This is a genomic window from Massilia sp. 01N410 (assembly GCF_056399665.1).
Genome location: NZ_JBFTRV010000006.1, coordinates 96,628 through 117,539 on the forward strand (window position 1 = coordinate 96,628; position 20,912 = coordinate 117,539).

The 20,912-nt window shown below is 65.9% G+C and carries 21 protein-coding genes; 5 read left to right on the top strand and 16 right to left on the bottom strand.

The genetic code is table 11. The annotated features are described in order from the left end of the window. Positions 1-12 precede the first annotated feature (12 nt). Entirely contained in the window at positions 13-2,304 is a 2,292-nt protein-coding gene (locus AC1DOP_RS10155; protein WP_477250920.1) for a sensor histidine kinase, read from the bottom strand. Between the two features lie 177 nt (positions 2,305-2,481). On the opposite strand from AC1DOP_RS10155, the gene ribA reads away from it, so the two are divergent. The 5 genes from ribA to AC1DOP_RS10180 all read left to right on the top strand — a co-directional run bounded on the left by ribA (position 2,482) and on the right by AC1DOP_RS10180 (position 7,488). Then, positions 2,482-3,129: a GTP cyclohydrolase II gene (ribA, locus tag AC1DOP_RS10160; RefSeq protein WP_442121765.1), complete on the top strand. Its 648-nt coding sequence runs from the start codon at positions 2,482-2,484 to the stop codon at positions 3,127-3,129. A 110-nt stretch (positions 3,130-3,239) separates the two neighbouring features. Continuing rightward, positions 3,240-4,673, top strand: a complete 1,434-nt coding sequence (locus tag AC1DOP_RS10165) for a S1 family peptidase (protein WP_442121766.1) — start codon at positions 3,240-3,242, stop codon at positions 4,671-4,673. Next, positions 4,670-5,638: an FHA domain-containing protein gene (locus AC1DOP_RS10170; RefSeq protein ID WP_477250923.1), complete on the top strand. Its 969-nt coding sequence runs from the start codon at positions 4,670-4,672 to the stop codon at positions 5,636-5,638. The genes AC1DOP_RS10165 and AC1DOP_RS10170 overlap by 4 nt, the downstream gene beginning before the upstream one ends. A gap of 52 nt (positions 5,639-5,690) precedes the next feature. After that, positions 5,691-6,746 carry a sensor histidine kinase gene (locus tag AC1DOP_RS10175; protein ID WP_442121768.1) on the top strand — a complete coding sequence of 352 codons (1,056 nt, stop codon included), beginning with the start codon at positions 5,691-5,693 and terminating at the stop codon, positions 6,744-6,746. 7 nt (positions 6,747-6,753) lie between these two features. Next, entirely contained in the window at positions 6,754-7,488 is a 735-nt protein-coding gene (locus AC1DOP_RS10180) for a LytR/AlgR family response regulator transcription factor (protein WP_477250925.1), read from the top strand. 6 nt (positions 7,489-7,494) lie between these two features. On the opposite strand, the gene AC1DOP_RS10185 is transcribed toward AC1DOP_RS10180, so the two are convergent. From AC1DOP_RS10185 to nuoL, 15 genes are all read right to left on the bottom strand, one after another. Beyond that, positions 7,495-8,094 (bottom strand): phasin family protein, encoded by a 600-nt coding sequence (locus AC1DOP_RS10185; protein ID WP_442121770.1) that lies wholly within the window; start codon positions 8,092-8,094, stop codon positions 7,495-7,497. Positions 8,095-8,248: 154 nt separating this feature from the next. Further along, a complete protein-coding gene (locus tag AC1DOP_RS10190; RefSeq protein WP_442121968.1) occupies positions 8,249-9,088 on the bottom strand; it encodes an ion transporter in 840 nt (279 codons plus the stop codon). An 83-nt stretch (positions 9,089-9,171) separates the two neighbouring features. Continuing rightward, on the bottom strand, positions 9,172-9,606 hold the full coding sequence (locus AC1DOP_RS10195) for a VOC family protein (RefSeq protein WP_477250928.1): 435 nt from the start codon (positions 9,604-9,606) through the stop codon (positions 9,172-9,174). After that, positions 9,596-10,150: an NADPH-dependent FMN reductase gene (locus AC1DOP_RS10200; protein ID WP_442121771.1), complete on the bottom strand. Its 555-nt coding sequence runs from the start codon at positions 10,148-10,150 to the stop codon at positions 9,596-9,598. Before AC1DOP_RS10200 ends, AC1DOP_RS10195 begins: the two co-directional genes overlap by 11 nt. A 384-nt stretch (positions 10,151-10,534) precedes the next feature. Continuing rightward, positions 10,535-10,936, bottom strand: a complete 402-nt coding sequence (locus tag AC1DOP_RS10205; protein WP_442121773.1) for a tellurite resistance TerB family protein — start codon at positions 10,934-10,936, stop codon at positions 10,535-10,537. A 96-nt stretch (positions 10,937-11,032) separates the two neighbouring features. Beyond that, positions 11,033-11,341: a hypothetical protein gene (locus AC1DOP_RS10210; protein ID WP_442121774.1), complete on the bottom strand. Its 309-nt coding sequence runs from the start codon at positions 11,339-11,341 to the stop codon at positions 11,033-11,035. Between the two features lies 1 nt (position 11,342). Continuing rightward, positions 11,343-12,584 (bottom strand): MFS transporter, encoded by a 1,242-nt coding sequence (locus tag AC1DOP_RS10215; RefSeq protein WP_442121775.1) that lies wholly within the window; start codon positions 12,582-12,584, stop codon positions 11,343-11,345. A gap of 188 nt (positions 12,585-12,772) precedes the next feature. Continuing rightward, complete coding sequence (ispF, locus tag AC1DOP_RS10220) at positions 12,773-13,279, bottom strand: 2-C-methyl-D-erythritol 2,4-cyclodiphosphate synthase (protein WP_442121776.1); 507 nt, start codon at positions 13,277-13,279, stop codon at positions 12,773-12,775. Between the two features lie 5 nt (positions 13,280-13,284). Continuing rightward, positions 13,285-13,989 (bottom strand): 2-C-methyl-D-erythritol 4-phosphate cytidylyltransferase, encoded by a 705-nt coding sequence (ispD, locus tag AC1DOP_RS10225; RefSeq protein WP_442121777.1) that lies wholly within the window; start codon positions 13,987-13,989, stop codon positions 13,285-13,287. Next, entirely contained in the window at positions 13,990-14,730 is a 741-nt protein-coding gene (locus AC1DOP_RS10230) for a hypothetical protein (protein WP_442121778.1), read from the bottom strand. Between the two features lies 1 nt (position 14,731). Continuing rightward, positions 14,732-15,289: an NUDIX domain-containing protein gene (locus AC1DOP_RS10235; protein ID WP_442121779.1), complete on the bottom strand. Its 558-nt coding sequence runs from the start codon at positions 15,287-15,289 to the stop codon at positions 14,732-14,734. Positions 15,290-15,348: 59 nt separating this feature from the next. Beyond that, the gene (locus AC1DOP_RS10240; protein WP_442121780.1) at positions 15,349-15,669 is read right to left on the bottom strand and encodes a DUF2818 family protein; all 321 of its coding nucleotides are present in this window, start codon (positions 15,667-15,669) and stop codon (positions 15,349-15,351) included. Between the two features lie 6 nt (positions 15,670-15,675). After that, positions 15,676-17,202, bottom strand: a complete 1,527-nt coding sequence (gene nuoN / locus AC1DOP_RS10245; protein WP_442121781.1) for an NADH-quinone oxidoreductase subunit NuoN — start codon at positions 17,200-17,202, stop codon at positions 15,676-15,678. An 18-nt stretch (positions 17,203-17,220) separates the two neighbouring features. After that, complete coding sequence (locus AC1DOP_RS10250) at positions 17,221-18,729, bottom strand: NADH-quinone oxidoreductase subunit M (RefSeq protein WP_442121782.1); 1,509 nt, start codon at positions 18,727-18,729, stop codon at positions 17,221-17,223. A gap of 17 nt (positions 18,730-18,746) precedes the next feature. Next, complete coding sequence (gene nuoL, locus AC1DOP_RS10255; RefSeq protein WP_442121783.1) at positions 18,747-20,867, bottom strand: NADH-quinone oxidoreductase subunit L; 2,121 nt, start codon at positions 20,865-20,867, stop codon at positions 18,747-18,749. Positions 20,868-20,912 lie beyond the last annotated feature (45 nt).

Genomic DNA, 20,912 nt, shown 5'->3' on the forward strand with positions numbered 1-20,912 from the left:
AGGCTCGAACACTTAAGCCGTCGTTAAAGCCGGCAGCTCGACAAAGAAACTGGTCCCCTCGCCTTCCACGCTCTCGAAGCGGATGCGCCCGCCGTGTTCCTCGACGATGGTCTTGCAGATGTTCAGCCCCAGCCCGGTGCCGCCCTTCCGGCGCGAGTCGGCCGAATCGGCCTGGGCGAAGCGCTGGAAGATGCGCTCGCGGAAGGCTTCCGGAATGCCGGCCCCATGGTCGATCACGGCGATCTTCAGCATCCCGCCAACGCGTTCCAGGCGGGTCAGCACCTCGCCGCCCGGCGCGGAAAACTTGATCGCATTGGACAGCAGATTGGTCAGCACCTGGGTGATGCGGTCGCGGTCGACCCTCGCGCGCAGGTCTTGCGCATCGCCCGCCGCCTCGACGGCCAGCCGCACCCCGGCCTGGGACGCGAAGCTGTCCATTGCCGCCACCGCGCCCTCCACCACGGGCGCCACCTGCTGCGCTTCGAAGCGGTAGTCCATCTGCCCCGCTTCCATCTTCTGGATGTCGAGCACGTCGCCGATCAGGCGCACCAGGCGCTCGGAGCTGGCGCAGGCGACGCCGACCAGGCCTTGCGCATCCGCCGGCAGCTCGCCCGCGATGCCGTCCTTCAGCAGCGACAGCGAGGCGCTGATCGCGGTCAGCGGCGTGCGCAGCTCGTGCGAGACGGTGGAGATGAACTCGTTTTTCATGCGCTCGATCTGCTTGCGCTCCGAGACGTCGTGCAGGAACACGCTGAAGAACACGCCCTCGCCGGTGCCGACCAGGCCGACCGTCATCTCGGCCGTGATCTCGGCGCCGTCGCGCCGCACCAGGTTGCGCTCGACGCGATGGCCGAGCAGCGCGAGCTCGCCGGTCTCGCGGAAATGCTGGAGGGCCCGCAGGGCGCTGGCGCGATGGCGTTCCGGAATCGCCAGGTCGACCAGCATCCGGCCGACGGCTTCCTGGCGGGTCCGGCCCAGCATGTCCCTGGCGGCGGAGTTCCAGTCGGTGATGCGGCCGTCGAGATCGACGCTGATGAAGGCGTCCTGGGCGGTCTCGATGATGTTCACGATGCGCTGCTGGCTGGCGCGCACCGTGTTCAGGGCCTGCTCAAGTTCTCGGGTGCGCTGCTCGACCCGCAGTTCGAGGGTGGCGTTCAGGTCCTCCAGCTCGCCGCGCCGCCGGACCAGGTCGGCCACCAGCGCGTTCAGGGTGCCGGACAGGGTCTCGACTTCCTCGTAGCCGCCGCGGCCCGGGCTGATGGTCACCGGCTCGCCCTCGCGGATGCCGCGCGCCGAACGCGCCAGTTCGTCCAGCGGGCGGGTGATGCGGCGCGCCACCAGCACGCCGGCGATCGAGCACAGGCCCGCCAGCAGGATGCCGGCGGTGAGGCCGTATTCGCTCAGCCGGCGTACCGGCGCGTAGGCGTCGTCGACGTTCTGGCGCACCAGCACGGTCCAGCCGAGGCCGGGATATTCGGCATAGCCGTGGCCGCGCGCGAAGCCGACCAGGTAGGAGACGCCGTCCGGCCACTTCTCGACCAGGTAGCCGTCCTCCTTCTGCGTCTGCGCCGACTTCAGGCTGGCCAGCGACAGGGTCTTGCCCTGCAAGCCCGCGGGGCCGAGCAGGACCACGCCCTTGGCGTCGACGATCAGGGCCTCGACCTGGCGCCGCGCGGCGATCGGCGCGATCACCGAGCGCTCGACGTCGCGCGCCCATTGCCAGGACAGGTGCACGCCCAGCACGCCCTCGGCGCGGCCGGCATCGTCCCGTACCGGGAAGGCGACGTCGACGAAGCGCCAGGGTTCCTGCTGCTGCGGCAGGAACTTGGCCAGCAGCACCGCCTCGTGCACGTCGCCGGCGTGCACGCCCTTCAGGGCGCTGCCGAACCACGGGCGCTTTGACACGTCCGCGCCTTCCAGCAGGCCCCTGGCCGCCACCTGTACCCTGCCGTCCATGCCGGCCACGCCGATCCAGCTGTAGTAGCCGTAGCTGCCCTGCAACTGGTCGAGGGTTTCGCGGCGCCGCTTCACCGGGGTCTCCGGACGCAGGCCGCGGCGCTGCGCCATCAGGTGCACTTCGCGATAGCGTTCGTACATGCCGCGCTCGAGCTTGTCGGAGGTCTGCAGCGCCAGCTCGGCCAGGCTGTGGCCGATGTTGGACTTGACCTGTTCGGTATTCCTGCGCTCGATGACGGTGACGAGCAGCACGGACAGGGCAACGGTCAGCAGGGTGAAGGCGAGCGCCAGCCAGGCACCCAGGCGGCGCGGCAGCAGATTGCGGGGAAAGGAGCGTGAGGACGGCATCGGGATCATCGAGGAAAAGGCCGCCGCCAGCGTAGCACACGATGATGCCCTGCGGACACAGTGTGAACGTGGGTAAACACCCGGCACCACACGGCCATGTCGGATTTCCGGTAAACTTCAGGTTTACTGTTGCAGAAAACTTCGCAGAAATCATTGCCTACGTCTCAGGAACCAGTCATGCAAGACAACGCCGCCGCTTCGTCCAACCTCGTCGACTACGTCACGTCGTGCACCCTGCCGACGCCGTGGGCACAGTTCACGCTGCACGCCTTCGTCGAGCATGCCACCGGCAAGGAACACCTGGCGATGACGCTGGGCGACCTGTCCACGAATGAGGCGCCGCTGATGCGCATCCACTCGGAGTGCCTGACCGGCGACGTGATGTTCTCGCAGCGCTGCGACTGCGGCGCCCAGCTCGAAGGCGCGCTGAAGAAGATCGCCGCCGAAGGCCGCGGCATCCTGCTCTACCTGCGCCAGGAAGGCCGCGGCATCGGCCTGGTGAACAAGATCCGCGCCTACCGCCTGCAGGAAGCCGGCGCCGACACCGTCGAAGCCAACCTGCAGCTGGGCTTCCACGCCGACGCCCGCAACTACGAGCTGGTGCAGCCGATGCTGGCCCACTTCGGCATCGGGTCGGTGCGCCTGATGACCAACAACCCGCGCAAGATCGACGCCCTGACCAAGCTCGGCTTCGACGTCGCCGAACGCGTGCCGCTGCTGGTGAACCGTAACGCTTTCAATAACAACTACCTGAATACCAAGCAGGCGAAGCTGGGGCATATGATGACGCCTGCGGCCGAGCCGGTGCTGGACGGCGAGCTGTAAGTATTTGACGTCGTCCCCGCCTTCGCGGGGATGGCGTTGCACCATCGAGCGCTACCCTCCTGCATCTTCTGGCAAGATGAACTCCAGTCATCTTTCCAGCGACGAATGGAATGCGCCCGCTCCCGCTTGTCACCCTCTTGTGCCTGCTCTGCGCCATCGCCGGCGCCGCGCCTGTCGCACAGAAGAGCGCTTCGACGGGCGCCGGCGGCAAGCAGGCGCCGCAGCCGCCGCTGGTGATCCCTCCCGCCACGCCGCCCGCCACCACGCCGCCCGCTCCCCTCCCCGGCGAAACCGACGAAACCGCGGCCCTGCCGCCGCCCTCCACCGCCGCCCAGGACCTGTACTCGGCCGCCAAGTCCGACCTGCTGCAGATCCGCATGCTGCTGAAGAACGGCCGCAGCCAGTCCTCGGTCGGCTCGGGCTTCCTGGTCGGCACCGGCAGGCTGGTGCTGACGAATTACCACGTGGTGTCGCAGATGGCGCTCGACCCCGACGTCTACATCGGCGAATACGTCGACACCGACGGCAGGACCGGCCCGGTCGAGCTGATGGCGGTCGACGTGCTGCACGACCTCGCGGTGGTGCGCGTGAACCGCGAAGGCACCGGTTTCTTCCAGGTGCCCGACCGTCCGGTCAGGCTGACCCAGGGCCAGTACCTGTACTCGCTGGGGAATCCTCTCGACCTCGGCTTCGCGATCTCGGAAGGCGCCTATAACGGTGTGGTCACGCGCAGCTTCTACGACCAGCTGATCTTCACGGGGCCGATCAACTCCGGCATGAGCGGCGGTCCCAGCGTGACGGCGTCCGGCACCGTGGCCGGGATCAACGTCTCGAAGCGCCGCGACGGCGAGTCGGTCAGCTTCCTGGTGCCGGTACGCTTCGCCCAGGAACTGCTGCGCAAGGTTGCCGCGCAGCCGCACCCGCCGAAAGACTTCAATCCGCTGATCGCCCAGCAGCTGCTGGCCCACCAGCGCGAAATGATCGACCGCCTGCTGGCCGAGCCGCTGTCGATCAAGACCATGGGGCCCTATCACGTGCCGGTGCGCGAATCGCAGCAGCTGCGCTGCTGGGGGCGCACCAACTTCCGCCTCGAAGCCGAGTTCACCGGCGATTCCGTCAGCTGCGCGATGGAGGTGGCGGTGTACGTCTCCGATTCCCAGCAGACCGGGCATGTGTCGATGTCCCACCTCTACCTGCGTTCGGCCGGCATGCATCCGCTGCAGTTCGCGGCACTGGCCAGCGCCCGCTTCCGGGTCGACCGCATCGGCGCCTCGCGCGACGTGCGCCTGACCCGCCCGTCCTGCACCGAGCAGTTCGTGCACACGGCCAGCCTGCCGCTGCGCGCCGTCACCTGCGTGCGCGCCTACCGCAAGTTTGCCGGCCTGTACAACTTCACCCTGCTCACCGCCAGCACCGACGACGGCCATGCCAGCCTGCAGAGCCGTCTCGACCTGGCCGGCGTCTCCTACGAGAACGGCCTGCGCGCCACCCGCGCCTTCCTGTCCTCGCTGGGACGGACCCAGCCCCGGAGGCTGGCGCGATGAGCGGCCCCTGGTATATCGAGACCCTGGCGCGCAACGGCGACGTGCTGCAGCGCCACTGCGTGGACGCCCTGCCGATCCGGATCGGCCGCGGCTACGATAACGAGCTGATTCTCGACGACGACTATGTGGCCGCCAGCCACGCGCGCATCGAGCTGGACAATGCCGGACGCCTGGTGTTGCGCGACCTCGGCAGCAGGAACGGCCTGAATCATCGCGGCAAGCGGCTGCAGGAAGTGGTGCTGTCCGGGGATACCGTGGTGCGCATCGGCCATACCTCGCTGCGGGTGCGGGCGGCGAGTTTTCCGGTGGCGCCGGAGCTCGAGGACCGCACCTTCCACCGCTGGGAAGGCGCGCTGCCCGGCACGGCCGGCGTCCTGCTGGTCGGCGCCTGCGCCCTGTTTGCGCGCTGGCTCAGCGACACGCAGTATTTCGAGTTCGTGCGCTATTTCGAGGCCCTGGCATGGGGCGTCGGCGCGGCCCTGCTGTGGGCCGGCGTGTGGTCCTTCGCCAACCGCCTGTTCGGACGCCATGCGCGCCTGGGCCGCCACCTGTTCGTGTTCGGCTGCGGGCTGGCTGCGCTGAGCCTGGTGGCGATGCTGTGCGCCACCGCCGCCTATGCCTTCTCGGTCGAGTTCTTCACCCGCTATGCCTCGCACGCGGCGACGCTGCTGGTGGCCGGCATGCTCTATTTCCACCTCTGCACCGTCAGGCCGCAGAACCGCCTGCGCTACCGCTGGATCGCCGCCGGCCTGGCGGTGCTGGGCTCCGGCCTGATCCTGGCCTTCAACCTGCAGCGCACCGGACGCCTGGCGGACGAGCTCTACATGGCGGTGCTGATGCCGCCCGGTCTGCGGGTCAGCCGCGACCACGGCATCGACGAATTCATGCGCGAGGTCGAGGGCATGAAGGAGCCGCTCGACCGCAGCCGCGGGCGCAAGCCGGGCGAGGATGAACTGGAAAACTGATTCCAGTATTCTGGATTTTGACAATCAGGCAAGGATGGCAGATGATTTCGCCATGCAGATTCCTCGCCGCAATCTCGTCTTCATCCTGGTATGGGTCCTGTTCTGGACCCTGATGGTGCTGGTGGCCGTCCAGGACTTCCAGCGCAACGAACACAGCCCCGAGCTGTGGAAGCCGGTGTTATGGGAGGGTTCGTCGGCACTGGTGGCGACCGTGCTGGTACTCGCGCAGCTGCGCTTCAGCCGCCGCGACGACGCGCTGCTCGGCAGTCCCGGTCGCTGGTTCGCGCGCCAGGCGCTGTGGCTGCCGGTGTGGTGGATCGTCTTCACGCCGCTCGCCTTCGGCATCCGCCACGCCGTGTATGCGCTGATGGGCGCTACCTACTACCATGATTCATGGCCGCACCTGTTCGTCTACGAGTCGATGAAGATCTCGATCTTCGCCGGCCTGTTCACGGCGGTCCGCTTCGGCATCAAGTCCTACCTGGCCCTGGTCGAAGCCGAGCTGCGCGCGCAGCGGGCGATCGCCCTCCAGCAGCAGGCCCAGCTGCAGCGCCTGGCCCAGCAGATGCAACCCCACTTCCTGTTCAATGCGCTGAACACGGTGTCCTCGCTGATGCACGTCGACGTCGACAAGGCCGACGCCACCCTCCAGCAACTGGCCGAGATGCTGCGCGCCACCCTCGCCCTGGGGGAGGCGCACGAGGCGCCGCTGCGGGCCGAGCTGGCGATCGCGCAAAGCTATGCCGGCGTGATGGCGGAGCGCTTTGCCGGCCGGGTCGAGATCGGCTGGCGCATCGACGATGCCCTGCTGGCCCAGCCGCTGCCCGTGATGAGCCTGCAGCCGCTGCTGGAAAACGTGTTCAAGCACACGGTCGAAAAGCGCCGCGGCCTGACCCGCATCGAGGTCTCGGCCCAGCGCGAACAGGATGCGATGGTGCTGCGGGTGGACGACGACGGCCGTCTCGGCGCCACGGCCGGCGCGGGCGGCGGCATCGGCCTGTCAAACCTGCGGGCCCGCCTGGCGGCGCTGTACGGCACGCGCGCCTCGCTGGACCTGGCCGCCCGCGACGGTGGCGGCGTGCGCGCCGAGCTGAGGGTGCCATGCTGAGGTTCACATGCGTATTCTGATCGTCGACGACGAAAAGCCCGCGCGCGACAAGCTGCGCCGCCTGCTGGCGCAGGAAACGGGCGTCGCCGCGATCGAGGAAGCGCCGGACGGCATCGACGCGCTGGAACGCATCGAAGCCTCCAGGCCGGACGCCCTGTTCCTCGACATCGCCATGCCCGAGCTGTCCGGCATCGAGCTGGCAGCCTCGCTGCCGGAACCGGCGCCGGCCATCGTCTTCGTGACCGCTTACGACGAGTATGCACTGCGCGCCTTCGACGCCGGCGCCATCGACTACCTGCTCAAGCCCTACGATGCGGCCCGCCTGGCGCGCGCCGTACAGCGCCTGCGGGAGCGCATCGCCGCACCCGGGGCCCAGGCCTTGCCGGCCCTGCCCGTGCAACAGCTGCTGGTTTCCGAACGCGGCGCCACGCGCGTGGTGCCGGTGGCCGAGATCGGCTGGATCGAGAGCGCGGACAACTACGTGGCCCTGCACACGCCGTCCGGCAGCCCACTGCTGCGCCAGACCCTGGCCGGACTGGCGGAACGGCTGGAACCGGCCTTCCTGCGCTGCCACCGGCGCGCCGCCGTGCAGCTGGCGTGGATCGAGCGGGTGGTCCCGCTCGACAAGGGGGATTGCGAACTGGTGCTGCGCGGCGGCGCCCGCGTGCCCTGCAGCCGCCAGTACCGCGCTGCCGTGATGGAAAGGCTGGGCGCGGTCACTGGGGCTTGCACCGGAAGGTAATGCCGCTCAGTGCGTCGTTGCGCCGCGCTGGCTCTGGCTGCCGCCCTGGCCGCCGGACTGCGTCTGCTGCGGGCTGCCCTGGGCATTGGCCGCACCGCTCTGCGTGCCCGCGCCGGCGCTCGATTGCGACGAGGAAGCGGCGCCGTTGCCCACGTGCGCGAAGGGATCGGAGAACTGGCGCACGGTTTCCTGCTGGGCGCGCAGGCCGCGCTCGGTCTGCTCGGTGGCGTCGCGCGCCACCTCGTCGGCCAGGGCCCGTGCGGTACGGGTGGTATTCTGGACGTGCTGCTCGGTCACTCTTGCCAGGTCCACCTGGGCGTCGGCCGCCAGGCGGGTGATGTGCTGCTGGTAGGCGCGCAGCTTGTCGCTGGCCGGCTGGGCGCGCGCGGCGGCGGCGCTCAGCAGCTCGGTCTGGCGGTCGGCGCTGAGCATGTGCTTGCCGGCCAGCGTGGTTTCCTCGATCATGGTCTGCATCAGCTGGATGTTCAGGTCGCACATCTGCTGGAAGGAGCGGAACAGCGACTTCGACATGTCGTTCAGGAATGCGGTCTGGGCGTCGACGTGGGTCTTCACTGCCGGGGCGACGGTTTGCGGAAATGGATACATGCCTTGCCTCGCTTTCAGGATAAATGATTGGAAAAATCTGAAAGGCCACGGCGGCGGTTTTGCTGCACCGCCGCATGTCCGTGGCATGAAGCTAGAAGACTAAAGACGCGGCTGTACACGAGTTTGATCTAGATTAAACGTGCCGGACTTGAATTCAGGAGGACGAACCCGGCCCCGCCTGGGGCTTGGACGCCGGCAACTCCCTGCCGCAATCCTTGCAGAAACGGGCGCCCGCTTCGTGGCCACGACTGCCGCAGGCCTCGCATTTGCGCGTCGCCAGCAGACGTGCCGGCCCGACCCTGCGGTCGCCGCGTCGCGCCGAGATTTCGGCCGTCACGATGCCGGTCGGCACCGCCAGGATGCCCCAGCCCAGCAGCATCATGAAGGAAGCGATCGCCTTGCCCAGTTGGGTATGCGGCGTGATGTCGCCGTAGCCGACCGTGGTCATGGTCACGGTGGCCCAGTACATCGCGACCGGGATGCTGGTATAGCCGTTCTTCGGCCCCTCGACCACGTACATGACGGTGCCGAGGATCAGGATGGCCATCAGCACCACCGACAGGAAGACCAGGATCTTGCGGCGGCTGGCGGACAGCGCCTCGCCCAGGCGCGTGTACTCCTCGATGTAGAGCGTCAGCTTGAAGATGCGGAAGACGCGCAGCAGGCGCAGGATGCGGATGTCGAGGAAGAGATTGCTGCCCGGCAGCAGCAGCGAGAAATAGGTCGGCAGCACGGCCAACAGGTCGATCACGCCGTAGAACCCGGCCGCATAGCGCCAGGGCCGCTGCACGCAGGCGAGGCGCGCCAGGTATTCGACGCTGAACAGCAGGGTGAAGGTCCACTCGACCACGTTCAGCGTTTCGCCGTACTCGCGGTGCAGGCCGGGCACGCTGTCCAGCACCACGACCAGGATGCTGAGCATGATCGCGAAGACCAGTCCGATGTCGAAGCGGCGCCCGGCCGGGGTGTCGGCCTCGAAGATGACGTCGAACATGCGCCGCCGCAGGCCGGACGGCGGCTTGCCGTAGGAGTCCGGAACCTGCGAAACGTAGGGCTTGTCGGCGCGCGGTTCCGGCGTCACTTTGTGGCCGGCCCCTTCAGCTCGATCATGTTCCCTTCCGGGTCTTGCAGGTAGATCGAGGGCCCTTCGCCCTCGGCGCCGAAGCGCGATTCGACGGGGCCGGCCTCGACCCCGTGCGCCGCCAGGTGGGCGCGGATCGCGGCTTCGTCGAAGGGCTCGACGCGGAAGCAGATGTGGTCGACGTTGCGCCCTTCGCGCCCCGGCGCGGCGCCGCCCATGCGGCCCAGCTTGCCGTCCACCGGGACCAGGTCCAGCATGGCGCTGCCGGCGCGCAGCTGCACCAGGCCGATATCAATCTGGCGCCGCACTTCCCGGCAGCCGAGCACCTCGCCGTAGAAGCGCTGCATGCGCGCCAGGTCGACCACGCGCAGCACCACGTGGTCGATCTCGCGGATCCTGACCGCGCCGCAGGTCCCCATGTCAGTCGGCATGGCGTTCGACCCAGGTGGCGAAGCATTCCATGAACTGCTGCAGGAAGCCGTGCAGCGATTCGTCGGTGAGCTTGTCGCCGTCGAACTTGTTGCCGATGCCGCCGATATAGGCCTCCGGCTGCTGCATGCAGGGCATGTTGAGGAAGACCAGGGACTGGCGCAAGGCGTGGTTGGCGCCGAAGCCGCCCATTGCGCCCGGCGAATTGCTGACCACGGCGCAGGGCTTGCCGTTCCAGGCCGCCTTGCCGTAGGGGCGCGAGCCGACGTCGATGGCGTTCTTGAGCACCCCGGGCAGCGAACGGTTGTACTCGGGCGTGCAGAACAGCACGCCGTCGGCCTCGCGGATGCGGTCGCGGAACTCGGTCCAGCGCGGCGGCGGCGTGTCGGTCTCGTCATCCTGGTTGTACATCGGAAGCTGGGCGATGTTGACGATTTCCAGCTCCAGCGTGGGCGGGGCTACCAGCATCAGGCTTTTGGCGAGCTTGCGGGTGAACGATTCCTTGCGCAGGCTGCCGACGAGAACTGCGATCTTACGCGTTGCCATGAAATTCCTTTCGAGGTTGCGGGATGGATGTCAGTACTTCAAGTGTAGCGATTTTTCATCGGGGCGGTCACGTCGTTGGCGGTTACTGGAAAGACCGTGGGCTTGCCGAGGAGCGCCGACCCGCCAATTTCAACGAATTCCAGATCTAGGGATTGAATGCCTGTGCGCTCCAGGGCACGCTCGACCAGATGGATGCGCTCCAGCAGCTTCAGAAAGCCGAGAAGCTTCCCGGTGAGCTGGCATTAGGGGACAGCGTTTATCAATTATCGCAGGGCAGCACTTCCGACCGGTGTGTCGAACGGATCCGCATACTGCTCAAGTCCTGTCCTTATGCCCTTTCGAATAATGCAAAAGGAAAATTGCTTGCCCTTCGCGGTAACTAGCTTACGCGGCATGCAGGCGCGGCACCGACCACACCTTGAACGCGCGCTCGATCAGCAAGGTCTCGCGGGTATCCAGCACGCTGTCCGCATGGACGATGTCGAGCATGGCCTTCATGACCGCCATGCGCAAGGTCGTGTCCTGGAGTTCGCCCAGCAGGGCATCGAGCAGGTGGACGTCGATCTCGACTTCCTGGCTGCAGCGCCGGGCGGCGGTCGCGAGCAGGTCTTCGCAGAGGTCGCGCACCACGTCGTCGAAATCGTCCTCGGCGATGCCCACCTGCTGCAGGATGCCCGAGCGGTGCATGGCCTTCAGTTCCGAGGGCGCCAGGTGGCCGTCGACGATCATGGTCAGCGCCAGCAGCCTGGAAATTGCCTTGGGACTGTCGGTGGGATAGGAACGCATTGTGAAACTCCTCGAATAGTGGAGACAACAGACTACTGCCTTCCACCCAAAACTAAAACCGAAGAAATCTTGAGATATATTCAGGTTTTTTCGAAGTCAAATCCGCCGGCGGCGATATTCGTCAAGGAAGGACTCGGTTTCGCGCGCCGTCAGCACCTTCACCGGATCGCCATGGTGGGCGTACAGGTAAGGCGCCCCGCCCATCCGGTCGGTCAGCTTGGCGCGGATCAGGAAGCGGGTCCCGAGCGGGTACAGTTCCGGGTCGCGCAGCGCGCGCGAGCAATGCACGCGCATCGAGGTCGCGTAGGCCTGTCCCGCCATCGGCCGGATGTGCGGCATCCCGGTGCGCGGGTCCATCACCGATTCGACCGCAACCTCGCGGTAGGCCCAGGGATCGCGCGCCATCTCAGGCTTTCGCCGCCGCCGCTGCGGCGGCGCTGTGCACGGCCGCCTCGCGGATCGGCAGGTTGACCAGGGCGGCGGCCAGCGCCAGCAGGATGTCGGCGTACCACATCCAGGAATAATCGCCGAACTTCACGAAGGCCAGTCCGCCCAGCCACGCGCCGAAGAAGCCGCCGATCTGGTGCGACAGCAGGGTCAGGCCGAACAGGGTCGACAGGTAGCGCATGCCGAACAACTTGCCGACCAGGCCGGCCGTCGGCGGCACCGTCGCCAGCCACGAGAAGCCGAGCGCCGCCGCGAACAGGTAGAAGGTCAGCGCGGTCTTCGGCGCCAGCAGGTAGAGGCCGATGATGACGGCACGTCCGCCATAGATCGCGGCCAGCAGCCACTTCATGCGGTAGCGCTGGCCGAGCGCCCCGGCAACCAGCGAGCCGGCGATGTTGAACAGGCCGATCAGACCCAGCGCGGTGGCGGACACGCCGGCCGGCAGGCCGCACAGGGCGACCTCGCCCGGCAGGTGGGTGACCAGGAAGGCGATGTGGAAGCCGCAGGTGAAGAAGCCGGCGTGCAGGCAGAGGTAGCTCTTGTCGCGCATGGCTTCGCGCACCTGGCGGCCCAGCGAATACTCGTCGACGGCGGCGCCGGCTTTTGCGCCCGGCGCCGGCGCGCGCCCGCGTACGAGGGCGGCCAGCGGGATGGTCAGCAAGGTGGTGGCGGCCAGCGCGAACATCGCCACGACCCATCCGCTGGCCTGGATCACGAGCTGCACCAGCGGCGAGAACACGAACTGGCCGAAGGAGCCGCCCGCATTGATGAAGCCGGCGGCGAAGGGCCGGCGCTCGGGCGGCAGGCGCTGGGCGGTGGCGCCGATCAGGATCGAGAAACTGCCGGCCCCCGCCCCGGCCGCCGACAGCACGCCCAGGGTCAGCATCAATCCCCACTGCGATGACACGAAAGGCGTGGCGGCCAGGCCCGCGGCCAGCATCACGCCGCCCAGCACGATCACGCGCGCCGGGCCCCACTTGTCGGCCACGGCGCCGAAGATCGGCTGCGAAGCGCCCCACATGAACTGGCCGACCGCCATCGCCAGGCTGATCGAGGCGACGCCGAGGCCGGTGGAGGTGTTGATCGGGGAAAGGAAGAGACCGGTGGTCAGGCGCGCCGCCATCGTGATCATCAGGATCGCACTGGCGGACAGGATGAGCAGCCACGCGGCGCGTGGCGTCATCGGGGTCTGGCTGGTCATCTTGGCTCCCTTGTTGTCGTTTGTGTTCGACAGTGTCGCATGGAGTGCGGGAAGCTGCAGAGGGATGCCCCAAAACCGTCGCCCCCGCGAAGGCGGGGGGCCCATGTTCTGCTTGAGCTATCGAAACGCCGGCAAACTTGGGTCCCCGCCTGCGCGGGGACGACGCAGGGGTGCGCGAAAGCGACGAGTCAGACCTTGACCAACAAAGCCGTAGCCTGCGCCGCCATCCCCTCTTCCCGCCCCAGGAAGCCGAGCTTCTCGTTGGTCTTGGCCTTGATGTTGACCTGCTGCGGCGAAACGCCCAGGTCCTCGGCGATGCGCGAGACCATCTGCGGGATGTGCGGCGCCATCTTCGGCTGCTGGGCGATGATGGTGGCGTCGATGTTGCCGATGGTATAGCCGGTGGCGAGCACGCGCGAGGCCACTTCGCGCAGCAGGGTGCGCGAGTCGGCGCCGGCGAACATCGGATCGGTGTCCGGGAAGTGCTTGCCGATGTCGCCGAGGGCGGCGGCGCCCAGCAGGGAATCGATGATGGCGTGCAGCAGCACGTCGGCATCCGAATGGCCCAGCAGGCCAAGGCGATGCGGGATGGTGACGCCGCCGACGATCAGCTTGCGCCCCTCGACCAGGGCGTGGCAGTCATAGCCGGTCCCGATACGGAACGGCGGAGTTGGGTTATACGATGCAAGAGCCATGGTGTTCACACGAGTTCAGGTTGGGACACTGCCAGGTACAGCTCGGCAATCCGGATATCGTCCGGCAGCGTCACTTTCAGGTTGCGGGGATGCCCTTCGACCAACTTGGGGGTCAATCCCAGCGCTTCAACCGCACTGGCGTCATCGGTAATCGTATTCGGGTCGGTAGCCGCCGTCAGCGCTTCGCGCAGCAGCTGGAAACGGAACATCTGCGGGGTCTGCGCCAGCCACAGGCCGTTGCGCGGAATGGTGCCGCAGGCTTCGCCTTCGATGCAGCGCTTGACGGTGTCGACCACCGGCAGGCCCAGCAGGCCGCCGACCGGGTGGTCGCCGGTAGCCGTGATCAGCTTCTCGATCAGCTCGGCGGTCAGTCCCGGGCGGGCGGCGTCATGCACCAGCACCCAGTCGGTCGGCGCCAGGGTGTTGGCCAGCACGGCCAGCCCGTTGCGCACCGATTCCATGCGGCTCGCGCCGCCGCAGCGCAGGACGGTCACGCCATGGCTCGGGGCCACCGCGTCGATGCAGGGGTCGTCCGGGCTCACCACGACGAAGGTGTGGGCGATCAGGTCGCTCGACAGGAAGGCGTCGAGGGTATGCCGCAGCATCGGCTTGCCACCGATCTTGATGTACTGCTTGGGGCTGCCCGCGCCCATGCGGGCACCGACGCCCGCGGCAGGAATTAAGGCAAAGTAACGTGGTGCTTGATTCATTTATGAGCTTGTTGATGAAGGCGATCGTCTTGTCGATCCAATAAGAGACTGTACCTCACCTTGGCAAACTTTGCTGAGACGCGCGTACTCGCGCGGACTGTCGATACCTGCCTGCAGCGCCCTGGCCTTGCCCATTTCGCGCTTGATGAAGGGCATCCAGCGCCCGTCCAGTTCGGCCTGCACGCGGGCCAGGGCCTGGCCGTGCAAGGCATACACGGGACGGCCGTCGAAACGCCGCCCCAGCGCCTCGCGCACCCTGCTTTCCACTTTCGGCAGGTAATCGACGTAGGCCTTGAGATGGCGCATCTCGTGCGCAAGTATCTCGCGATATGCACAAGTGCCCGGGGCGAACTCGCTGCCCACATAGATCACGATCGGCAGATAGGACAGGCTCACGCCGACCTGGGGCAGCAGGCATTCCTCGCCGGTATCCGGGTCGCTGACGATGGCGCCCTCGACGCTGATCGCCACCCGCGACTCGGCGCGGGTCAGGCCCAGCACGTAGTCGCCCACGCGTTCCGGCTTGATCCGGGTGAGGCTGCGGTAGGACAGGCTGCTGTCGACGCGGTAGCCGTTGTCGTGGGCCTCGACGCTGACGCCGGGGCGCCGCACTTCGCTGTCCAGCCCCAGTTGCCGGGCTTCGCAGCGCGCCTCGAAAGGCGTGCGCGCCGCCGCGTCGGCGGCCGCGAACAGGATCAGCAACGGCAGGCACAGCGGCAGGCACGGCGCCAGTCTCGCCATCTCAGGAAGGTGTCCAGGTGCCGGCGGCGTACTTCTCCAGCCAGAAGGTACCGATGATGGTTTTCACGTCCGTGATCTCGCCCTTGCGCACCATCTCGAGCAGCTCGGGAATGGTGGCGGTGAAGAGTTCGAGGAATTCGCCCTCGTCCAGCTTGGCCTCGCCCGCGCTCAGGCCGCGCGCCAGGAAGATCTCGAGGTGCTCGTCGGAATAGGCGATCGCGTTGTGGATGGTGCAGACGAAGTTCCACTCGGTGGCCGTGTAACCGGTCTCTTCTTCGAGTTCGCGCCTGGCGGTGGCCAGAGGAAGTTCGCCCGGGTCGATCTTCCCGGCCGGGAATTCGATGAAGACGCGGTCGTTCGGGTAGCGGTACTGGCGCTCCAGCAGCACGCGGCCGTCGGCCAGCAACGGCAGGATCACGACGGCGCCGGGATGGCGGATGAACTCGCGCTTGCTTTCCGAGCCGTCGGGCAGCCTGATGCGGTCGCGGGAGACTTTGAGGAAGTGGCCATCGTAGGCGAGCTCGCCATCGATGCGGGTTTCTCTCAGGTGGGAATCCATGGTTGATGCTCCGGTGATGCGTAGGTTTTCAACAGCACCGGCGCCATGGACGCGGGTGCTCAATGCCGGCGCTTGCGCAGGTATCTCAGCACGAAACCCGGAAACGCCAGCACGACGAACATGCAGGCCGAGATTGCATAGAATTCCCAGGTTTGCGGAAAGGTATTGCCGATCCGGGATTCCAGCACATGGGCGAGTCCGCCGACGACGAAGTATAAGACAAACAACTCGAGAAGGCGCACGACGAAGAACTTCGTGTGCGCCCTGCCCTGCGCGGGCTTCAGGGGAATGAAGCCGAACACGCTCTCGTTCAGGAAAGGCAGGTTGGCGAACGCGATCGCGACCGCGATCACCAACCAGGTTGCCAGGGACAGGTCCACAGGCGCTTACGAACCCAGGGTCTGGGTCATGGCGTTGAGGCAGGCGCTCAGCAGGCCGTTCGGCATCACGCCCAGCAGCACCACCAGCACGCCGTTCAGCGACAGGGCCACGCGCATGTCGAGCGGGGTCGAGATCGGCGAAGCATCCACCACCTCGTCGAACCAGATGGTCTTGACGACGCGCAGGTAGTAGAAGGCGCCGATCAGCGAGAACATCACCGCGACGATCGCCAGCCAGTACTGGCCCGTGGCCACGACCGACTGCAGGACTGCCCACTTGGCCATGAAGCCCATCATCGGCGGCACGCCGGCCAGCGAGAACATCAGCAGGGTCATGATGACGGCGTACCACGGGCTGCGCTTGGCCAGGCCCTTGAAGTCGGCGATTTCTTCCGCTTCGAAGCCCGAGCGCGCCAGCATCATCACCAGGCCGAAGCTGCCCAGGGTGGTCAGCACGTAGGTGATGCTGTAGTACATGGCGGCGCTGTAGGCCGGGGCCGCGTTGGCGGCGTTGACCGCATCCTTGCCGCCGGTGACGCCGGCCATCATGGCCAGCAGCACGAAGCCGAGCTGGGCGATGGTCGAGTAGGCCAGCATGCGCTTGATGTTGGTCTGGGCGATCGCGGTCAGGTTACCCACGGCCAGCGACAGCACGGCCAGCACCAGCAGCATCTGCTGCCAGTCGACCGCCATCGGCAGCAGGCCTTCGACCAGGATACGGATCATCATCGCGAACGAGGCCAGCTTCGGCGCGGCGCCCAGCAGCAGGGTCACGGCGGTCGGCGAGCCCTGGTAGACGTCCGGCACCCACATGTGGAAGGGAACGGCGCCCAGCTTGAAGGCCATGCCGGCAACGATGAAGACCAGGCCGAACACCAGGATGGTGTGGTTGGCGGCGCCGGCGGCGGTCAGCTTGGCGATGGTGGTGATGTCCAGCGAACCGGTGGCACCGTAGACCATCGAGATACCGTAGAGCATGAAGCCCGAGGCCAGCGAACCCAGGATGAAGTACTTCATCGCGGCTTCGGTCGAGGTCGCATGGTCGCGGCGCAGTGCCACCAGGGCGTACAGCGACAGCGACATCATTTCCAGGCCCAGGTAGATCGGCAGCATGTTGTTGCCGGAGATCATGATCATCTGGCCCAGCATGGTGAACAGCGCGAGCACGTAGAACTCGCCGCCCATGTTACCGGACATCATGCCGCGGTCGCCGGTGTACTGGCGCGAGTACACCAGGGTGATGCCGACGGCCAGGTAGGTGAACAGCTTCAGCAGGTTCGCCATCGGATCCGACACGAACATGTTGAAGAAGGTGTAGGTCGTGGTGCCGGCGCTGAAGTCGGTCCAGGTGATCGCCGCGCAGCCCACCAGGGTGAGCAGCGACAGGATGTAGGTCAGGTTGCGCTTCCCTTCCTTCAGGAACATGTCGATCAGGAGGATCGCACAGGCGGCAATCACCAGGAAGATTTCCGCGGCGAGCGGCGCCATGTTGATGGACGCCACCGATACAGTGTTGTTAATCATCGGATTCATATCGTTGTAGTTTCCTGCTTAGTGCAACGGCGGCAGCTTGCTGACCGAGACGTGCTGCAGCAGGTCGGCCACCGACACTTGCAGCGAATCGGTGAACGGCGCCGGATACAGGCCCATGTAGATGGTCAGGATCGCGAGCACGCCCAGCATGAAGAACTCACGGCCGTTCAGGTCGGTCAGTTCGGCCACGTGCTTGTTGCCGATCTTGCCGAACACGACGCGCTTGACCATCCACAGCGAATACGCTGCGCCCAGGATAAGGGCGGTGGCGGCCAGCAGGCCGGTCCAGAAGTTGAACTTCACGGCGCCCAGGATGACCATGAATTCGCCCACGAAGCCCGAGGTTGCCGGCAGGCCGCAGTTGGCCATCGCGAACAGGACCGAGAAAGCGGCGAACTTCGGCATGCGGTTCACGACGCCGCCGTAGTCGGCGATTTCACGCGAGTGCATGCGGTCGTACAGCACGCCGATGCACAGGAACATGGCGCCCGACACGAAGCCGTGCGAGATCATCTGCACGATACCGCCCTGCACGCCGATCTCGTTGAAGATGAAGAAGCCGAGGGTGACGAAGCCCATGTGGGCGATCGACGAGTAAGCGACCAGCTTCTTCATGTCCTTCTGGACCATGGCGACCAGGCCGATGTAGATCACGGCGGTCAGCGACAGCACGATGATCAGGGGCGCCAGGTAGTGCGAGGCGTCCGGTGCGATCGGCAGCGAGAACCGCAGGAAGCCGTAGCCGCCCAGCTTCAGCATGATCGCGGCCAGCACCACGGAACCGCCGGTCGGCGCTTCCACGTGGGCGTCGGGCAGCCAGGTGTGGACCGGGAACATCGGCACCTTGACGGCGAAGGCCATCAGGAAGGCCAGGAAGATCAGGACCTGTTCCTTCATGTCCAGCGGTAACTGGTGCCATGCCAGGATGTCGAACGAACCGCCCGACTTGTTGTACAGGTAGATGATCGCGATCAGGGTCAGCAGCGAACCCATGAAGGTGTACAGGAAGAACTTGAATGCCGCGTACACACGGTTCGGGCCGCCGAACACGCCGATGATGATGTACATCGGGATCAGGGTGGCTTCGAAGAAGAAGTAGAACAGCAGGCCGTCCAGCGAGACGAACACGCCGATCATCAGGCCCGACAGCATCAGGAAGGAACCCATGTACTGGGCCACGCGTTCCTCGATCACCTGCCATGCGGAGATGACGACGATGATGGTGATGAAGGCGGTCAGCGGCACGAACCAGAGGCTCAGGCCGTCGATACCCAGGTAGTAATGGATGTTGAAGCGCTCGATCCAGGCCGCCTTCTCGACGAACTGGGGACCGTGGGCGGTATTGCTGAAGCTCGACATCAGCGGGATGGTCGGCAGGAAGCTGACCACCGCGCCGATCAGCGACAGCACGCGGGTGAAGCCCGCCTTGCTGTCACGGCCGACGGCCAGCACGATCATGCCGAAGATGATCGGTAGCCAGACCGACAGGCTCAGGTACGGAGGAAATGTGGAAATCGTGGACTGCATCTTGTTTTTCTCTCTGTTTAAGCGCGCCAGAACGGGAAGAAGTACAGCAGCGTACCCAGCACGCCCAGGATCATCACGAACGCGTAGTGGTAGATATAACCAGTCTGGAACGTGCGGACGACGGTCGAGAACCAGCCCACCAGCTTGGCGGAACCGTTGACGACCAGGCCGTCGATCAGCACGCGGTCACCCACCTGCCACAAGGCCTTGCCCACGCCGCGGGCGCCACCGGCGAACACCACCTCGTTGAACTTGTCCATGTAGTACTTGTTGTCCAGCAGGGTGTGGAGCGGGCGCAGCTTGTTGTAGAACCAGGCCGGTACGCGCGGATTGATCATGTAGCAGTAGTAGGCGGCAACGACGCCGGCCAGTGCCAGCCAGAACGGCAGCGCGGTGAAGCCGTGCAGGGCCATCTGCAGCGGGCCGTGGAATTCTTCGGCCAGCTTTTCCATCGCCGGGTGACGCTCGGCGTTGATCGTGATGACCTTGTCGAAGAAGCCGCCGTACAGCATCGGCTTGATCGCGAAGAAACCGATGATGACCGACGGGATCGCCAGCAGGATCAGCGGCAGGGTCACCACCAGCGGCGACTCGTGCGGCTTCTGGCCCGGGGCCAGGCCGTGGTGGCCGTGATCGTCGTCCTCGTCCTCTTCGTGGTGGGCGGTGGCTTCGTGCAGGGCGGTCGGGTCCTTGCCCTCGTCGCCCTGGTTGCTTGCATGATGCGCATGGTCGTCATGGTGGTCATGCGCATGGGCCTTGCCAAAACGTTCTTCGCCGTGGAACACCAGGAAGTACATGCGGAAGGAGTAGAAGGCGGTGATGAACACGCCGGCGATGACCGCGAAGTAGGCGAAGCCCGAACCCCACAGGTGGGACTCGTGCACGGCCTCGATGATCGAGTCCTTCGAATAGAAACCGGCGAAGAACGGGGTACCGATCAGGGCCAGCGAACCGAGCAGCGAGGTGATCCAGGTGATCGGCATGTACTTGCGCAGGCCGCCCATGTTGCGCATGTCCTGGTCGTGGTGCATGCCGATGATGACCGAACCGGCGCCGAGGAACAGCAGGGCCTTGAAGAAGGCGTGGGTCATCAGGTGGAACACGGCCACGTTATAGGCCGACACGCCCAAGGCGACGGTCATGTAGCCCAGCTGGGAAAGCGTGGAATAAGCAACAACGCGCTTGATGTCATTTTGAATGATGCCCAGGAAGCCCATGAACAGCGCGGTGATCGAACCGATGACGATGATGAAGGACAGCGCGGTGTCCGACAGCTCGAACAGCGGCGACATGCGCGACACCATGAAGATACCGGCGGTAACCATGGTGGCGGCGTGGATCAGCGCCGAGATCGGGGTCGGGCCTTCCATCGAGTCCGGCAGCCAGACGTGCAGCGGGAACTGCGCCGACTTGCCCATCGCGCCGATGAACAGGCAGATGCAGGCGGCGGTCAGCAGCGGCCAGCCGAGGCCGGGCACGGTCATGCCGGCCAGGTCGTGGGCCTTGGCGAAGGTTTCGCCGTAGTTCATGGTGCCGGTGGCGGCCAGCAGCAGGCCGATGCCGAGGATGAAGCCGAAGTCACCGACGCGGTTGACCAGGAAGGCCTTCATGTTCGCGAAGATGGCGGTCGGACGGGTGTACCAGAAGCCGATCAGCAGATACGAGACCAGGCCCACCGCTTCCCAGCCGAAGAACAGCTGCAGGAAGTTGTTCGACATGACCAGCATCAGCATCGAGAAGGTGAACAGCGAGATGTACGAGAAGAAGCGGTTGTAGCCTTCGTCCTCGGCCATGTAGCCGATCGTGTAGATGTGGACCATCAGCGACACCGAGGTCACCACGCACATCATCATTGCCGACAGCGCGTCGATCTGGAAACCGACCGTCATCTTCATGCTGCCGATGGTCATCCAGGTGTAGACGTCGCCGTTAAAGGTCGCGCCGCCGAGCACGTCCATCAGGGTCATGATCGAGATGACCATGGCGATGAACACGCCGGCGATGGTCGCGGTATGCGACACCTTGCGACCGACCACGTTCCCGAAGAACTTGGTGCCCAGCAGGCCGGCGATCGCCGAGCCCGCGAGCGGTGCGAGTGGCACCGCCAGCAAGAGGTTAGGGTTAATTGGCCCCGTCATTTTCTATAGCCTTATGTCTTGTTTATCGAGGAGTTCACAGACCAA

Excerpts from the sequence above, each read along its gene's own strand:
- AC1DOP_RS10185 (WP_442121770.1), bottom strand. The coding sequence starts at position 8,094 with ATGTATCCATTTCCGCAAACCGTCGCCCCGGCAGTGAAGACCCACGTC.
- AC1DOP_RS10190 (WP_442121968.1), bottom strand. The coding sequence starts at position 9,088 with ATGTTCGACGTCATCTTCGAGGCCGACACCCCGGCCGGGCGCCGCTTC.
- AC1DOP_RS10250 (WP_442121782.1), bottom strand. The coding sequence starts at position 18,729 with ATGCAGTCCACGATTTCCACATTTCCTCCGTACCTGAGCCTGTCGGTC.
- nuoN (WP_442121781.1), bottom strand. The coding sequence starts at position 17,202 with ATGAATCCGATGATTAACAACACTGTATCGGTGGCGTCCATCAACATG.
- AC1DOP_RS10200 (WP_442121771.1), bottom strand. The coding sequence starts at position 10,150 with ATGGCAACGCGTAAGATCGCAGTTCTCGTCGGCAGCCTGCGCAAGGAA.
- nuoL (WP_442121783.1), bottom strand. The coding sequence starts at position 20,867 with ATGACGGGGCCAATTAACCCTAACCTCTTGCTGGCGGTGCCACTCGCA.
- AC1DOP_RS10180 (WP_477250925.1), top strand. The coding sequence starts at position 6,754 with ATGCGTATTCTGATCGTCGACGACGAAAAGCCCGCGCGCGACAAGCTG.
- ispF (WP_442121776.1), bottom strand. The coding sequence starts at position 13,279 with ATGGCTCTTGCATCGTATAACCCAACTCCGCCGTTCCGTATCGGGACC.
- AC1DOP_RS10205 (WP_442121773.1), bottom strand. The coding sequence starts at position 10,936 with ATGCGTTCCTATCCCACCGACAGTCCCAAGGCAATTTCCAGGCTGCTG.
- ispD (WP_442121777.1), bottom strand. The coding sequence starts at position 13,989 with ATGAATCAAGCACCACGTTACTTTGCCTTAATTCCTGCCGCGGGCGTC.
- AC1DOP_RS10170 (WP_477250923.1), top strand. The coding sequence starts at position 4,670 with ATGAGCGGCCCCTGGTATATCGAGACCCTGGCGCGCAACGGCGACGTG.
- AC1DOP_RS10210 (WP_442121774.1), bottom strand. The coding sequence starts at position 11,341 with ATGGCGCGCGATCCCTGGGCCTACCGCGAGGTTGCGGTCGAATCGGTG.
- AC1DOP_RS10165 (WP_442121766.1), top strand. The coding sequence starts at position 3,240 with ATGCGCCCGCTCCCGCTTGTCACCCTCTTGTGCCTGCTCTGCGCCATC.
- AC1DOP_RS10195 (WP_477250928.1), bottom strand. The coding sequence starts at position 9,606 with ATGCCGACTGACATGGGGACCTGCGGCGCGGTCAGGATCCGCGAGATC.
- ribA (WP_442121765.1), top strand. The coding sequence starts at position 2,482 with ATGCAAGACAACGCCGCCGCTTCGTCCAACCTCGTCGACTACGTCACG.
- AC1DOP_RS10235 (WP_442121779.1), bottom strand. The coding sequence starts at position 15,289 with ATGGATTCCCACCTGAGAGAAACCCGCATCGATGGCGAGCTCGCCTAC.
- AC1DOP_RS10155 (WP_477250920.1), bottom strand. The coding sequence starts at position 2,304 with ATGCCGTCCTCACGCTCCTTTCCCCGCAATCTGCTGCCGCGCCGCCTG.
- AC1DOP_RS10215 (WP_442121775.1), bottom strand. The coding sequence starts at position 12,584 with ATGACCAGCCAGACCCCGATGACGCCACGCGCCGCGTGGCTGCTCATC.
- AC1DOP_RS10175 (WP_442121768.1), top strand. The coding sequence starts at position 5,691 with ATGCAGATTCCTCGCCGCAATCTCGTCTTCATCCTGGTATGGGTCCTG.
- AC1DOP_RS10230 (WP_442121778.1), bottom strand. The coding sequence starts at position 14,730 with ATGGCGAGACTGGCGCCGTGCCTGCCGCTGTGCCTGCCGTTGCTGATC.